Source organism: Stenotrophomonas sp. GD03958, assembly GCF_029839005.1.
GTDB classification, from domain to species: Bacteria; Pseudomonadota; Gammaproteobacteria; order Xanthomonadales; family Xanthomonadaceae; genus Stenotrophomonas; species Stenotrophomonas hibiscicola.
In genome coordinates this window covers 56572-70601 of record NZ_JAOBZT010000001.1, presented here as the reverse complement: position 1 = coordinate 70601, position 14030 = coordinate 56572, and the positions used below count along the sequence as shown (strand labels likewise).

Below are 14030 nucleotides of genomic sequence, written 5' to 3'. Positions count from 1 at the left end.
CCCCGTTGAACGGTCACACGCCCATGTAACGGCCGGGGCGGTGGTTGAACATCAGCACCAGGCTGAGCACCACCGCGCCGATGGCCGAGTACAGCACCTTGGAAGGCGACAGCACGAAGAACGCGGCCACCATCAGGCAGGCGTCGTAGGACATCTGCACCTTGCCCGCGCTCCAGCCACGGGTGCGCTGCAGGTACACCGCCAGGATGCCGATGCCGCCGAGGCTGGCACGGTGACGGATGAAGAACAGGATGCCCAGGCCAGACAACGCGCCACCGACGATCGCCGAATACAGCGGGTTGATGTGCGAGAAGTCGATCCAGCGCGGCAGCAGGTCGGTCAACACGCCACAGGCGGTGACCGCAGCGAAGGTCTTCAGGGTGAATTCCCAACCCATGCGCCGCAGCGCCACCCAGTAGAACGGCAGGTTGACCAGCACGAACACCAGGCCGAAGTTCCAGCCCATCGCGTAGTGCAGCAGGAACGCCATGCCCGCCATGCCGCCGATCATCAGCCCGCCCTTGGCGAAGATGGCCAAGCCCAGCGAGGCCACCATCGTGGCCAGCACCATGCCTTGCACGTCCTCGGCGATCGAATGACGCAGCGCTTTGTCGTCGGCGGTGGTGCCGGCGCTGTCGGGCGGCGGGGTCAGCGGACCGGCGGTGACCAGGTGGCCGTCAGCGTCGTCGCACGGCGCGGGGCCATGGGAAGGAAGGGACATGCGGGTGGGGGAACAGCAGGTGGGGAGCGGTATTAGACACGATCTGCATGACAGTTGCAGATGAAATCGTTCAGCTGAATGCGCCCCAGCCTGCCCTCCGCCAGCCGCCGGTCACCCCTTGCCGGCCAGATGGTGCGCCACCAGTGCGTTGGCATGTCCGTGGCCCAGTCCATGCTCACTTTCCAGGAAGCTGACCAGTTCCATGTGTTTCAGGCCCTTCTTCCCTGCCAGCAGCCCGAGCCAGTGGGCGACCGGCTGCCCATAGGTCTTCTCGATGGAGGGGAAGTACGAGGCCGGGCCCTGGGGTTTGGTGTCAGTGCTCATGCGGAAGCTCCTCGCGTTGGATGTACCGTTACGACGAGCCGGGGAGCCGGAAATCGACAGATCCGTTCAATCCGGGAGCCGTATCATCCCTGCATGCCCCGCGAAAACCTCAACGACCTGCAGGCCTTCGTCCACGTTGCCCGCGAGGGCAGCTTCACCAAGGCCGCCGCCCAGCTGGGCGTGTCCCAGTCCGCGCTCAGCCATGCCATGCGCGGACTGGAGCAGCGCCTGGGCGTGCGCCTGCTGACCCGCACCACCCGCAGCGTGTCCACCACCGAAGCCGGTGCCCGCCTGCTGGAAACGCTGGCCCCGCGCCTGGCCGAGATCGAGGATGGGCTGGCCGCGCTAGCCGAGTACCGTGAACGCCCGGCCGGCACCATCCGCATCAATGCCACCGGCCACGCCGCCGAGTACATCGCCTGGCCCAGGCTGGCGCCGCTGCTGCAGCAGTATCCGGACTTGAAGGTGGAACTGGCGGCCGACTACGGGTTGGCCGACATCGTGGCCGAGCGCTACGACATCGGCATCCGCCTGGGCGAGCGGCTGGCGCGCGACATGATCGCCGTACCGATCAGCCCGCCGCTGCGCATGCGCGTGGTCGGGGCGCCCAGCTACTTCCGCCAGCACCTGGTGCCGCGGCACCCGGACGACCTGGCCGGGCACAACTGCGTCACCCTGCGCCTGCCCACGCATGGCGGGCTGATGCCGTGGGATTTCGGCCAGGACGGCAATGAACTGAGCGTGCGTGTGAGCGGCCAGTGGATCTTCAACAGCATGGGCATGACCCGCGCCGCCGCGCTGGCAGGCAGCGGGTTGGCCTGGCTGCCGGAGGACCAGGTACAGCCGATGCTGGACGATGGTCGCCTGCTTTCGGTGCTGGACGACTGGTGCCCCCACTTCGATGGCTACTACGCGTACTACCCGTCGCGCCGCCACGTCACCGTGGCGATGCGCACGGTGCTTGATGCGCTGCGCGGGCCGATGAAGGGGTGAGGGTTGAGGAGTGCGGACCAACGGTCCGCACCCACCACCAACGGTCCACACCCACCTGGTGATCAGCCCTTGGCTTGCGCCGCACGCTGGGCGTTGTAGCGCTCACCAACAATCGATACTTCATCCAGCGCCTGCGCGATGCGCTGCAGCTCTTCCGGTGCCAGCTGCAGGTCGGCCGCGGCCAGGTTTTCTTCCAGGCGATGGACCTTGGTGGTGCCCGGAATCGGCACGATCCACGGTGCCTGCGCGAGCAGCCAGGCCAGTGCGACCTGCGCAGGCGTCGCACCGCGCGCTGCCGCAATCGTGCTGATGCGATCCACCAGCGCCTGGTTGGCGCGACGCGCTTCCACTTCGAAACGCGGCACGCTGTTGCGGAAATCGTTGGCGTCGAAGGTGGTATCGGCGTTGATCGCACCGGTCAGGAAGCCGCGGCCCAGCGGGCTGAACGGCACGAAGCCGATGCCCAGCTCCTGCAGCGTCGGCAGCAGTTCACGCTCCGGTTCGCGCCACCACAGCGAGTACTCGCTCTGCACCGCAGCCACCGGCTGCACCGCATGCGCGCGACGCACGGTGGCAGCACTGGCCTCGGACAGGCCGAAGTGGCCGACCTTGCCCTCGGCGATCAGGTCGCGCACGGTGCCGGCCACATCCTCGATCGGCACGTTCGGGTCGACGCGGTGCTGGTAGAACAGATCGATATGGTCGGTACGCAGGCGCTTGAGGCTGGCTTCGGCCACGGCACGGATGTTCTCCGGGCGGCTGTCCAGGCCGGCATCGGTGCGCGCGTCCTTGAAACCAAACTTGGTGGCGATCACCAGCCTGTCGCGGTAGGGCGCCAAGGCCTGGCCCAGCAGGTCTTCGTTGGTGTACGGGCCGTACACCTCGGCGGTGTCGAAGAAGGTCACGCCGCGCTCGACGGCAGCGTGCAGCAGGGCGATGCCCTGGCCCGTTTCGACCGGCTGGCCGTAGGCATGGGTCAGGCCCATGCAACCCAGGCCCAGGGCGGAAACCTTCAGGCCGCTGCGGCCGAGTTCACGTGTCTGCATCGTCGTGCTCCAGAGGGGGAGTGCTGACGATACGCCTGCAGCGGCGATGAATTGAGCCGGTTGGACGACAGTCGGTCATGACTGGAATTCATCAATCGCCTACGCGCCCGGTAGAGTCGACTGTTAGTCGACTGCTCTTTCACCGGCCGGGAAAATCCCGCGCTGCGCGCGAGAGTCGACTAACAGTCGACTCTACAGAGTCGCAGGTCACCGGATCTCGGAGATCTCCACCCCATCCAGCCCCTGCGACAGGGTGCGCGCGTCGCCGCCCTGGCTGAGCTTGATGCGCAGGCGCACTTCGTTCTGCGAGTCGGCGTAGCGCAGTGCGTCCTCGTAGCTGATCTCGCCGGCCTGGTACAGCTCGAACAGGCTCTGGTCGAAGGTCTTCATGCCCAGCTGGACCGAGTCCTTCATCACTTCCTTCAGCTTGTGGATCTCGCCGTCGCGGATGTAGTCCTGCACCAGCGGCGTGCCCAGCAGGATCTCCATCGCCACCTTGCGCGAGCGGCCATCGGGCGACGGCACCAGCTGCTGCGCGACCACCCCCTTGAGGTTCAGCGACAGGTCCATCAACAGCTGGTTGCGGCGGTCTTCCGGGAAGAAGTTGATGATGCGATCCATCGCCTGGTTGGCATTGTTGGCATGCAGCGTGGCCAGCACCAGGTGGCCGGTTTCGGCGAACGCGATGGCGTGGTCCATGCCTTCGCGGGTACGCACCTCGCCGATCATGATCACGTCCGGCGCCTGGCGCAGGGTGTTCTTCAGGGCCGCTTCCCAGCTGTCGGTATCGATGCCGACCTCGCGCTGGGTGATGATGCAGCCCTCGTGCTTGTGCACGAATTCGATCGGGTCCTCGATGGTGATGATGTGGCCGGTCGAGTTCTGGTTGCGGTAGCCGATCATCGCCGCCAGCGAGGTCGATTTACCCGTACCGGTGGCGCCGACGAACAGGATGATGCCGCGCTTGGTCATCGCCAGCGTCTTGATGATCGGCGGCAGGCTCAGCTCTTCCACGGTCGGAATGCGGGTCTCGATGCGACGCAGCACCATGCCGACCTGGTTGCGCTGGTAGAAGCAGCTGACACGGAAGCGGCCGACACCGGACAGGCCGATGGCGAAGTTGCATTCGTGGGTCTTCTCGAATTCCTCGCGCTGCGCCGGGGTCATCACGTTGAGCACCAGGTCGCGGCTCTGCTGCGGCGTGAGCGGGGTCTGCGTGATCGGCGAGATCTTGCCGTTGACCTTCATCGCCGGCGGCATGCCCGCAGTGATGAACAGGTCCGAGGCGCGCTGGTGCGCCATCAGCTTGAGGAACGAAGTGAAATCGATGGTGGTCGCGGTGGTGTTCACGGCAGGCTCCCGGAAAAGCGGTTTACCAGGTAACGGTCGGTGGAGGAAACAACACGGAGCGGCCGCGCCATTGCACGCGCCGCCCGTGGCTGCCCTGCCTTACTCGAACAGGCGCTTGTCCTTGGCGTAGTCGCGGGCCTGGTTGCGGGTGATCAGGCTGCGCTTGACCAGGTCCTGCAGGTGCTGGTCCAGGGTCATCATGCCGTACTGCTGGCCGGTCTGGATGGCCGAGTACATCTGCGCCACCTTGTCCTCACGGATCAGGTTGCGGATGGCCGGGGTGCCGACCATGATTTCCCACGCAGCGGTACGACCGCCACCAACCTTCTTCAGCAGCGCCTGCGAGATCACCGCACGCAGCGATTCGGACAGCATCGAGCGCACCATCGGCTTTTCGCCGGCCGGGAACACGTCGATGATGCGATCGATGGTCTTGGCCGCCGAGCTGGTATGCAGGGTGCCGAACACCAGGTGGCCGGTTTCCGCGGCGGTCAGTGCCAGGCGGATGGTTTCCAGGTCACGAAGTTCGCCGACCAGGATGATGTCCGGGTCCTCACGCAGTGCCGAGCGCAGTGCTTCGTTGAAACCATGCGTATCGCGGTGCACTTCGCGCTGGTTGATCAGGCACTTCTGCGAGGTATGCACGAATTCGATCGGATCCTCGACGGTGAGGATGTGGCCGTATTCGTTCTTGTTGATGTAGTCGATCATCGCCGCCAGCGTGGTCGACTTGCCCGAGCCGGTCGGACCGGTCACAAGGATCAGGCCCTGCGGCTGCTGGATCACTTCACGGAACAGCGGCGGGCAGGCCAGGTCCTCGAGGGTGAGCACCTCGGACGGAATGGTACGGAACACCGCACCGGCGCCGCGGTTCTGGTTGAACGCGTTCACACGGAAGCGCGCCAGCGACGGGATCTCGAAGGAGAAGTCCACTTCGAGGAATTCCTCATAATCGCGGCGCTGCTTGTCGGACATGATGTCGTACACCAGCGCGTGGACCTGCTTGTGGTCCAGGGCCGGGATGTTGATCCGGCGAACATCGCCGTCCACGCGGATCATCGGCGGCAGGCCTGCAGACAGGTGCAGGTCGGACGCTTTGTTCTTTACGGAAAACGCCAGCAGTTCGGCGATATCCATGAGCGGCTACTCCCCAATAACGGCTTCGACTGGAAGGATCTTTCCCCGGGCGGCAGTATAGCCTCCTGATTCAATGGAACGCGTTACGTGGCCACTCCCCTGCCCCAGATCCTGAGCAACCTGCATGCCGCCGCCGAGGCGGCCGGCCGGCCCGATCCGCGCCTGCTGGCCGTGTCCAAGACCCAACCGGCCGAGGCCGTGGCTGCGCTGGCCGCACAGGGCCAGCAGGCCTTCGGCGAAAACTATGTGCAGGAAGCGCTGGCAAAGATGCAGGCGCTGCAGCACCTGGCGCTGGAGTGGCACCTGATCGGCCACCTGCAGTCGAACAAGGCCGATGCCGTGGCCACCCACTTCGACTGGGTGCAGAGCGTGGACCGGCCCAAGCTGGTAACGGCGCTGGCGCGCCATCGCCCGGCCGCACGCGGCCCGCTGAATGTGCTGATCCAGGTCAACATCGACGATGAATCCAGCAAGCACGGCTGTGCACCGGAAGACGTGGATGCATTGGCTGCGGCAATTGCCGCCGAGCCTGCCCTGCGCCTGCGCGGGCTGATGGCGATTCCCGCGCCATGGCCCGAAGCCGAGCGTCGTCGGGATGCATTCGTGCGCATGCGCACACTTTTCCAGTCGCTGGCTGCCCAGCACGTGCAGATCGACACGCTGTCGATGGGCATGAGCAGCGACTACGCCGAAGCCATCGCCGAGGGCGCCACCCTGGTTCGCATCGGTACCGCACTGTTCGGCGCGCGCCCGCGCCCAGCCTGACTTTCCAAGGAGCTTTCCATGGCAGCTGATTCCATCACTTTCATCGGCGGCGGCAACATGGCGCGCAGCCTGATCGCCGGCCTGATCCGTCAGGGCACACCCGCCGCGCACATCCACGTCGCCGAACCGGTGGCCGCACTGCGCCAGGCGCTGGCCGCCGACTTCGGTGTGCAGGTGCATGACAACGCGATTGATGCCGCTGCGCAGGGCAGCACCTGGCTGCTGGCGGTGAAGCCGCAGGTGCTGCGTGAGGTCTGCCAGTCGCTGCAGGCGCTGGCCCAGGCAAACCAGCCGTTGGTGGTGTCGATTGCCGCCGGCATCACCAGTGCGCAGCTGCAGCGCTGGCTGGGAGGCGACCAGGCAGTGGTGCGCGCGATGCCGAACACCCCTGCCCTGCTCGGCGCAGGTGTGACCGGCCTGTTCGCCACACCGTCGGTGGACACGCAGCAGCACGCACAGGCCGAGAAGGTGCTGGCCAGCGCAGGCCGCACCGTGTGGATCGACAGCGAGGCGCTGATGGATTCAGTGACTGCCGTATCCGGCAGTGGCCCGGCCTATGTGTTCCTGCTGGCCGAAGCGATGGAAGCGGCGGGTATTGCCCAGGGCCTGCCAGCCGACGCCGCGCGCACGCTGGTGGTGCAGACCCTGCTGGGTGCCTCGCGCATGCTTGATGAAGCCGGTGAGAGCCCGGCCGAGCTTCGCCGCCGCGTGACCTCGCCGAACGGAACCACCCAGGCCGCGATCGAGAGCTTCCAGGCCGGTGGCTTCGAGGCGCTGGTGGACACCGCACTGCGCGCCGCGCAGGTGCGTGGGCAGGAACTGTCTGCGGCGAATGATTGATCCCGATGCGTGCCGACCAACGGTCGGCACCCACCGTCATCCACGTCTGGCGTGGATGCTCATTGCCCCAATGTCGTCATGACGAAATCGACGAAGCACTGCAACCGCGGGCGCGGCCTGCGGTCGGGCAGGTAGATCAGGTGCATCGGCCGTGGTTCAGGCAGATAGTCGCGCAGCAGCGGCTTCAACCGCCCGGCAGCAATTTCGCCAGCCAGCAGCGCCGTCGGTTGCAGCACCAGACCCGCTCCTGCAACGGCAGCTTCGCGCAACGCGAAACCATCGTTGCAGGTCAGGCGCGCTTCCCAGTCCACCTGTTCACCGTTGGCCAGCTGCCAGCCGTGGCCACCGCGCCAGGCCAGATGGCTCAGGCAGTCATGCCCTGCCAGATCGGCGGGCGTACGCGGCGTGCCGCGCCGGCGCAGGTACGACGGTGACGCACACAGGCTCATCGCATACGGCGGCAGCGGCCGCGCCACCAGTTCCTGCGATGGCAGCGGCCCGACCCGGATCGCCACATCGAAACCATCCTCGATCAGATCCACGCGGCGGTTGCTCAGGTCCAGCTCGATATTCAACTGCGGCTGTGCGCGCAGCAGGCCGGCCAGCTGCGGCGCCAGCACGCAGCTGCCCCAGGTGGTGGGTGCGCTGACCCGCAGCAGCCCGCGTGGCTGTATCTGCAGTCCGGCCACGTCGGCCTCGGCCTGCTGCACCTGCTCCAGCACCTGCCGGCAACCGGCCAGGTAGGCGCTGCCGGCTTCGGTCAGGCGCTGGCGGCGGGTGTTCCGTTGCAGCAACGCGGTGCCCAGGTGCGTCTCCAGCTGCTGGATGTACTTGCCGACCATCACCGCCGAGACCTGCAGCTGTTCGGCAGCCCCTGCGAAGCTCCCGCGCTCGGCCACGGCGACGAAGGCCTGCATGCAGCGGAGGGTATCCATTGCTAATCCAGAGTTAGGAATCTGCGAATCATACGCCGCTTACCTAACCCCAATGTGACGGCGCAGACTGCGCTCACACCCTCACGCAAGGAACCGCCATGAAGATCCTCCTCGTCGGTGCCAGCGGCACCCTCGGCCAGGCAGTCGCCCGTCAGCTCGGCCAACAGCATCAGATTCTCGCCGCCGGCCGCAGCAGCGGCGAACTGCGCGTGGACCTGACCGACGACGCCAGCGTCGCCGAACTGTTCTCGCGTACCGGCGCAGTCGATGCGGTGATCTCCACCGCCGGCTCGGTGCATTTCGGACCGCTGCAGGAGATGACGCCCGAGCAGTTCACTATCGGCCTGCAGGACAAGCTGCTGGGACAGGTGCGGCTGGCACTGGCCGCGCAGCACCACCTCAATGCCGGTGGCTCGATCACCCTGACCAGCGGCATCATCAGCGCGCAGCCGATCCGCGACGGCGTCAACGCCACCGCAGTGAATGCCGCACTGGAAGGCTTCGTGCGCGCAGCCGCACTGGAGCTGCTGCCGCGCGGCCTGCGCATCAACGTGGTCAGCCCGAACGTACTGATCGAATCGATGGCCGCCTACGGCCCCTACTTCCCAGGCTTCGAGGCGGTAAGCGCACAGCGCGCGGCACTGGCCTTCCAGCGCGCGGTGGAAGGCATCCAGAGCGGCGAAACCATCACGGTCTGGTAAGAAAATGGGGCGGAGGGGATTAAGTCGTTTTCGTCCGCCGGGCATGGCCCGGCGCTACCGGGAGCGCGTTCCCTTTTTGTCGCTCACTCCCAGCGCATCGGGCCGTCGCCGCGTTCGCCGAGGACGTCGCCGGGGTTGGCCAGGCGGCAATGCTGCAGTGACAGGCAGCCACAGCCGATGCAGCCGGTCAGTTCATCGCGCAGCAGCTGCAGCATGTGGATGCGCACTTCCAGCTCGGTGCGCCAGCGCGCGGACAGCTTGGCCCAGTCAGCCTTGGTCGGTGCACGGCCTTCAGGCAGGCTCTCGAAGGCGCGGCCGACCGCTTCCAGTGGCATGCCCACCCGCTGCGCAACGCGGATCACCGCCAGCCGGCGCAGCACGTCGCGGCTGTAACGGCGTTGGTTGCCCGAGGTGCGCAGGCTGCTGATCAACCCCTTGCGCTCGTAGAAATGCAGTGCGGAAACGGCCACGCCACTGCGCTGGGAGACCTCGCCAACGCTGAGTTCCTGGGATGCCATTGCTTGACCTCAACTATAGTTGAGGTGGCATGCTGCTATCTTCGCCGCCCGTTGACAAGCGCGGCCCGCCCCTGACCGGTATGACCCCGACCCTCTCTCCCGCCGACACCCGCCTGCCGGCTGACACATCGATCCTGTCCGCGCGCTACCGCGCCACCACCCTCGGCATGGTCGCGCTGGTCGCGCTGCACGCCTTCGAAGCATTGGCCGTCGCGGCCGCGATGCCCACGGTGGCCGAAGCACTCAGCGGCCTGCGCCTGTATGCGCTGGCCTTCGGTGGCACACTGGCCACCAGCGTGATCGGCATGACCCTGGCCGGACGCTGGGCCGACCGCCAAGGCCCGGCACGGCCGCTGTGGTACGGCCTGGCCTGCTTCGTGCTGGGCCTGCTGCTGGCCGGCTTCGCCGTGCGCATGGGCATGCTGGTAGCCGGGCGCCTGCTGCAGGGCCTGGGTGCGGGCGCGATTTCGGTCTCGCTGTACGTGATGGTCGGCCGCAGCTACCCGGAGCACCTGCGGCCGAAGGTGTTCGCGGCATTCTCGGCGGGCTGGGTGGTGCCCTCGATGGTCGGCCCGGCGCTGAGCGGCCTGATCGTGCAGCATCTCGGCTGGCGCTGGGTGTTCCTGGCGGTGCCGCTGCTGGCAGTCCCTGCTGCCCTGTTGCTGCGGCCTGCGCTGGCGCGCATGCAGCGCTCCGCCGACAGCAACGACGACGAGGGGCGCGGCAACGTCGTACGTTGGGCCAGTGGTGCATCGCTGGCGGCGCTGCTGCTGTACTTCGGCGGCCAGCAGCACGGTCCGACCGCCCTGCTCTGCATCGGCGTGGCGATGCTGGCGCTGCTGCTATGCGTGCATCGCCTGCTGCCGGCCGGAACGCTGATCCTGCGCAGGGGCCTGCCCAGCGTGATCGCACTGCGCGGCATCGCCGCTGCCGCATTCTTCGCCTGCGAAGCCTACCTGCCGCTGCTGCTGCAGCGCGAACGCGGACTCCCGCCCAGCTGGGCCGGCGCGGTGCTCAGCCTCGGCGCACTCGGTTGGTTCGCCGGCTCCTGGCTGCAGGGTCACCAGCAGCGCGGCTGGTCACGCCAGCAGCTGCTGCGCGTCGGCACGGCGATGATGACGCTCGGCATCGCCGCAACGCTTGCGGTGTTGTTCAATGCAGTGCCATTGCCGGTGGCCCTGGTGGGCTGGACGGTCACCGGTTTCGGCATGGGCATGATCTACGCCAGCCTCTCGGTACTCACGCTTTCGCTGTCAGCAGCGCATGAGCAGGGTGCCAACACGTCGGCCCTGCAGCTGAGCGAGGCCCTGTCGGTGACCACCGCGCTGGCGGTCTCCGGTGCGTTGTTCGCGCTGTTCGTGGAAAGCGCGCCGCACACCGGCTACCTGCTGTGCCTGGCGATCACCTTCGGCCTGGCGGTGCTGGCCGTGGTGATCGCGCGGCGGGTGTAGCGCCGTCGGGTTTCGGTAGTGCCGTCCGCTGGCCGGCAACCTCCGCGCACGCGGGAATCCCATGATGGTGCCGGCCAGCGGCCGGCACTACCGGGTCCCCGTGCCTACGTCATCGATGTCCCGGTGCAGGATGCGCCGCACTTCCAGCACTGCCTGCGGGGTCTCCTGCACGCTGTGGCCGGAAATGATGACCTTCTCCGACTGTGCACCCGGCAGGTGCGCACTCCAGTACGGCACCAGTCCGTCATCGGACTTTTCCACCGGCAGCTCCGGCTTGCGCTGGGCGATGATCGAGTGGTACTTCAGTCCCGCTTCGATCGGCAGCTGCGCTGCGGCCTTTACGAATGGATCGCTGGCCTTGAGGTTGTCGATGCTGTTGGGGATCTTCGGCTTGGCGGTGCCGTCGACCTGCTGCTCGGCCTGTGCCAGCGCCATGAACACGTCCTCGAATTTGCCGAGAATGGTCAGCGGCAGGCGTACCAGGCGACCGATCAGCCGCCCGACCCTGTTGCCGGCGATATCCGTGCCCTGGTGCGGCGCGGCGATGAAGATCGCGCGTTCCACGTTCGGCTGCGCCTTGAAATGCAGCAGTGGCCCCAGCTTGGCCTGCACCCGCTTCAGCCGCTCGCCCTTCAGGTCATAGTTGGCCAGCAGGTCATCCCACAGCACATCACCCGAGTCGCTCACCAGCAGCCGCGCCAGCACGCCGCCCATGCTGTGGCCGATATAGACCATGTCCTTCGATGCGCGCGTGCTGCCGTTGGGGTCGAAGTGCTTGAGGGTGTCATTGAACGCGTTGGCGATCTCGTAGCGGTTCAGCGCGATCGGCGCGTTGGTCGGGTAGTAGACCTGCCACACCTGGAACTGCTGGCGCAGCTCGGGGTCGCCCATGATCTCGTTGGCCAGGTTCACCCAGGCTTCCGGGCTGCTGGCCAGGCCGTGCAGCATGAAGATGATGCGGCGGTTCGGGTCCCACGGCTGCATCAGGTAGATGTGCGGTTCGCCGATGCTCTCGCTCATGCCGAACAGGGTGCGCAGTGATTGCCGGGCGAAACCGCTCTGCGCCAACCACAGGCCATAGGCGGCGGTGAAGCTGCCGGCCAGCGGCACCTGCTCGCCATGCAGGGTGATGCGCTCGGTCGCTTCGGGCGAATAAGCGTCCAGCTCGACCCGGCGCGTGCGCATCACATCGTCCAGGTTGCTGCCTTCGAAGCGCAGCAGTGCGGTGACGTTGATCGAGGACATCTCACTGAACTCGGGCACCGAATCGTCGTGGCGATGACGGCGGCCACGGCGTGCGTCGTCCTCATCCTCCTGCGGCGCCTCAGCCTTGGCGCCCTCGGGTGCGATCACCGGTGCGACCAGCTTCGGCGGGTCCATCACCATCACCAGTTCGGCACCGAAGCCATCACGGCGATAAGTACTGCGCAGCCCGACGAAGCTGACCGTGCCGGCTGGCACCAGCTGCGCGGGAATGCTCTTCAGGTTCAGCTGCTGGTAGTTGGAAGCCAGCGACCAGCTGCCGACCGAGATCGGCTTCGTGTAGTCCTCGCCCGCCAACGCAGCGGCGCGCGCGCGGACGAACAGCACCACCGCCGCCTTCTCGGCCGCGTAGTTGTAGTAGTCACGCACCTGTGTCTGCCGGTCTTCGAAGGCGCGATCCGATGGTGAGCGGCCGCTGTAGAACAGGTAGGCATAGGCGTAGCGCGCGGCTTCCAGCCAGGCGTCCAGCGCTGCGTCGCTCATCGGCGGATCACCGGCTGCGGTCTTCTTCGGCGTCAGCGCCAGCGCGGCCTTCACCCACAGTTCGGACAGCGCCGACAGCCGCTGCTCGACATTGAGATCGTCGGTCATCAGCAGCGTGCTGCGGCAGACCAGGAAGTCCTTCTCGCACTGCGATTCGTCCAGGCCTGCCGCGCTGAGCGTCTCTCGCGCGGCGGGGCTGAGCTTGCCGGTATTGAGCACGTCGGCACGCTTGTTGACCAGCGAATCGCTGGACTTGACCTGCTTGACGGTGACCATCGCGCAACCGCTGCTGACCAGCAGCAGGAAGGCGACGAACAACACCGGCAGCGCACGCTGCCAGCGGATCAGGAGGAGTCGAGTCATTACTGCGGGTCCTGCTCGGTGCCAGGTACGCCCTGGCGGATCACGGTGGAGAAGTGTTCGCCGCTGCCCAGGTCCAACGCACGCTGGGTGATGCGGCCCTTGTCGTGCAGCTCGGCGTACGGCACACCCGGGGTCAGTGCACCGACCTCCTGTGCGTACTCGGCCAGGTAGCCGGACAGCAACAGGCGGTAGTCCAGCGGCAGGCGCGGCGCGATCTGGCGGGCCAGATCGAAGACGATCGTGGTGCAGTTGCTGGTGAGTGTGTTGTAGAAGCCCGGCTTCGCATCCAGTTCGCGCGCCTGCGCGATGTACGCGGCGAACAGCTCCTTCAGCTGCGCACGGTCCATGCCGTGCAGGCGGTACAGGTAGACATCCTCGCCACGCGCATTGGTGCGGGTGCGGATGATGTCGGTCTCCTCCGCGGCCACCAGGGTCATCTCGAATTTGCGGAAGAAGCCGCCCAGCGCCGAGAACGATTCGCCGCGTTCCTTGCGGATCTCCAGCGAGAACACCACGTGGCGCCCATCGTCGAAACCGAACGAGATCAGGGTGTGGGCGATGGCCGGGCCCATCCAGTACGACAGCACCAGGTCGGCCGAACGCAGCTGGTCCAGGTCGTACGCGCGGCGCACCCAACGGGCGTCGTAGTCGGTTTCGGTCCGCCATCTGAAGTCACGCACGTTGTCGAGCACCACGTGGCGGCCATCGAAGGAGACCACATGCAGGCGCTGGGCCACGTCATCGGCCCAGACGCGGTCCTGGCGCGGGGTCAGCAGCAGCCACCACAGGCCGGCCAGTGCCAGCGATGCCCCGAACGCCAGGCCCAGGCGGCGCGAAGCATGGCCCCGCGCGACGCGCCACGACGCCCACAGCGCAACCAGCAGCCACAGCGCAGCGGCACCGGTGGACAGCCAGCCCGGCCCAGGCATCTGGTAAGCCAGCAGCCCGGTCACCCACAACGCTGCCAGCGCCATGGCACTTCCTGTCATCCAACGTCCTGCGGCTTTCACTGGCATCCTGTCGCGGTTCCGAAGCCGCATAGTTAGCCACAAGCAGGTTCACCGTGGCATCTACGGTCCGTTCAGGCACGCCGGCGCACCGTCTGCTGCGGCCCGACGGCCAGATGGATCACACAGGAGC

13 protein-coding genes and 1 pseudogene are annotated in these 14030 nt (G+C 66.7%); 5 read left to right on the top strand and 9 right to left on the bottom strand.

What is annotated here, in order from left to right:
• Positions 1-13 precede the first annotated feature (13 nt).
• Entirely contained in the window at positions 14-721 is a 708-nt protein-coding gene (locus N5C25_RS00330) for a YitT family protein (RefSeq protein ID WP_005415543.1), read from the bottom strand.
• Positions 722-832: 111 nt separating this feature from the next.
• Complete coding sequence (locus N5C25_RS00325) at positions 833-1045, bottom strand: DUF4287 domain-containing protein (protein WP_279936123.1); 213 nt, start codon at positions 1043-1045, stop codon at positions 833-835.
• 93 nt (positions 1046-1138) lie between these two features.
• Between N5C25_RS00325 and N5C25_RS00320 the strand changes: the two genes are divergently transcribed.
• A complete protein-coding gene (locus N5C25_RS00320; protein ID WP_058979393.1) occupies positions 1139-2038 on the top strand; it encodes a LysR family transcriptional regulator in 900 nt (299 codons plus the stop codon).
• A 62-nt stretch (positions 2039-2100) separates the two neighbouring features.
• Here N5C25_RS00320 and N5C25_RS00315 read toward each other — a convergent pair whose 3' ends face one another.
• The 3 genes from N5C25_RS00315 to N5C25_RS00305 all read right to left on the bottom strand — a co-directional run bounded on the left by N5C25_RS00315 (position 2101) and on the right by N5C25_RS00305 (position 5571).
• Positions 2101-3084 carry an aldo/keto reductase gene (locus tag N5C25_RS00315; protein ID WP_058979395.1) on the bottom strand — a complete coding sequence of 328 codons (984 nt, stop codon included), beginning with the start codon at positions 3082-3084 and terminating at the stop codon, positions 2101-2103.
• 207 nt (positions 3085-3291) lie between these two features.
• A complete protein-coding gene (locus N5C25_RS00310; RefSeq protein WP_019659468.1) occupies positions 3292-4434 on the bottom strand; it encodes a PilT/PilU family type 4a pilus ATPase in 1143 nt (380 codons plus the stop codon).
• Positions 4435-4533: 99 nt separating this feature from the next.
• Positions 4534-5571: a type IV pilus twitching motility protein PilT gene (locus N5C25_RS00305; RefSeq protein ID WP_006422551.1), complete on the bottom strand. Its 1038-nt coding sequence runs from the start codon at positions 5569-5571 to the stop codon at positions 4534-4536.
• An 87-nt stretch (positions 5572-5658) separates the two neighbouring features.
• On the opposite strand from N5C25_RS00305, the gene N5C25_RS00300 reads away from it, so the two are divergent.
• Together N5C25_RS00300 and proC are read left to right on the top strand one after the other, a co-directional pair.
• Complete coding sequence (locus N5C25_RS00300) at positions 5659-6336, top strand: YggS family pyridoxal phosphate-dependent enzyme (RefSeq protein WP_058979397.1); 678 nt, start codon at positions 5659-5661, stop codon at positions 6334-6336.
• A gap of 18 nt (positions 6337-6354) precedes the next feature.
• Positions 6355-7176, top strand: coding sequence for a pyrroline-5-carboxylate reductase (gene proC, locus N5C25_RS00295; RefSeq protein ID WP_058979401.1), 822 nt, complete (start codon positions 6355-6357; stop codon positions 7174-7176).
• A gap of 59 nt (positions 7177-7235) precedes the next feature.
• Here proC and N5C25_RS00290 read toward each other — a convergent pair whose 3' ends face one another.
• The gene (locus N5C25_RS00290; RefSeq protein WP_262214680.1) at positions 7236-8111 is read right to left on the bottom strand and encodes a LysR family transcriptional regulator; all 876 of its coding nucleotides are present in this window, start codon (positions 8109-8111) and stop codon (positions 7236-7238) included.
• 71 nt (positions 8112-8182) lie between these two features.
• Between N5C25_RS00290 and N5C25_RS00285 the strand changes: the two are divergent.
• Positions 8183-8812, top strand: a pseudogene (locus N5C25_RS00285) (short chain dehydrogenase); the annotation flags it as partial.
• An 83-nt stretch (positions 8813-8895) separates the two neighbouring features.
• On the opposite strand, the gene soxR reads toward N5C25_RS00285, so the two are convergent.
• The gene (gene soxR / locus N5C25_RS00280) at positions 8896-9330 is read right to left on the bottom strand and encodes a redox-sensitive transcriptional activator SoxR (RefSeq protein WP_058979405.1); all 435 of its coding nucleotides are present in this window, start codon (positions 9328-9330) and stop codon (positions 8896-8898) included.
• A gap of 29 nt (positions 9331-9359) precedes the next feature.
• Here soxR and N5C25_RS00275 point away from each other — a divergent pair, with 29 nt between their 5' ends.
• Positions 9360-10781 (top strand): MFS transporter, encoded by a 1422-nt coding sequence (locus N5C25_RS00275; RefSeq protein WP_279936122.1) that lies wholly within the window; start codon positions 9360-9362, stop codon positions 10779-10781.
• 87 nt (positions 10782-10868) lie between these two features.
• Here the strand turns inward: N5C25_RS00275 and N5C25_RS00270 are convergent, their stop codons facing one another.
• On the bottom strand, positions 10869-12890 hold the full coding sequence (locus N5C25_RS00270; RefSeq protein WP_058979408.1) for an alpha/beta hydrolase: 2022 nt from the start codon (positions 12888-12890) through the stop codon (positions 10869-10871).
• Positions 12890-13864, bottom strand: a complete 975-nt coding sequence (locus N5C25_RS00265) for a DUF4105 domain-containing protein (protein WP_058979410.1) — start codon at positions 13862-13864, stop codon at positions 12890-12892. The genes N5C25_RS00270 and N5C25_RS00265 overlap by 1 nt, the downstream gene beginning before the upstream one ends.
• Positions 13865-14030 lie beyond the last annotated feature (166 nt).

Bases quoted from the DNA above. Each gene is read 5' to 3' on its own strand.
- N5C25_RS00330 (WP_005415543.1), bottom strand. From the start codon at position 721: ATGTCCCTTCCTTCCCATGGCCCCGCGCCGTGCGACGACGCTGACGGC.
- N5C25_RS00325 (WP_279936123.1), bottom strand. From the start codon at position 1,045: ATGAGCACTGACACCAAACCCCAGGGCCCGGCCTCGTACTTCCCCTCC.
- N5C25_RS00320 (WP_058979393.1), top strand. From the start codon at position 1,139: ATGCCCCGCGAAAACCTCAACGACCTGCAGGCCTTCGTCCACGTTGCC.
- N5C25_RS00315 (WP_058979395.1), bottom strand. From the start codon at position 3,084: ATGCAGACACGTGAACTCGGCCGCAGCGGCCTGAAGGTTTCCGCCCTG.
- N5C25_RS00305 (WP_006422551.1), bottom strand. From the start codon at position 5,571: ATGGATATCGCCGAACTGCTGGCGTTTTCCGTAAAGAACAAAGCGTCC.
- proC (WP_058979401.1), top strand. From the start codon at position 6,355: ATGGCAGCTGATTCCATCACTTTCATCGGCGGCGGCAACATGGCGCGC.
- N5C25_RS00290 (WP_262214680.1), bottom strand. From the start codon at position 8,111: ATGGATACCCTCCGCTGCATGCAGGCCTTCGTCGCCGTGGCCGAGCGC.
- soxR (WP_058979405.1), bottom strand. From the start codon at position 9,330: ATGGCATCCCAGGAACTCAGCGTTGGCGAGGTCTCCCAGCGCAGTGGC.
- N5C25_RS00275 (WP_279936122.1), top strand. From the start codon at position 9,360: ATGCTGCTATCTTCGCCGCCCGTTGACAAGCGCGGCCCGCCCCTGACC.
- N5C25_RS00270 (WP_058979408.1), bottom strand. From the start codon at position 12,890: ATGACTCGACTCCTCCTGATCCGCTGGCAGCGTGCGCTGCCGGTGTTG.
- N5C25_RS00265 (WP_058979410.1), bottom strand. From the start codon at position 13,864: ATGGCGCTGGCAGCGTTGTGGGTGACCGGGCTGCTGGCTTACCAGATG.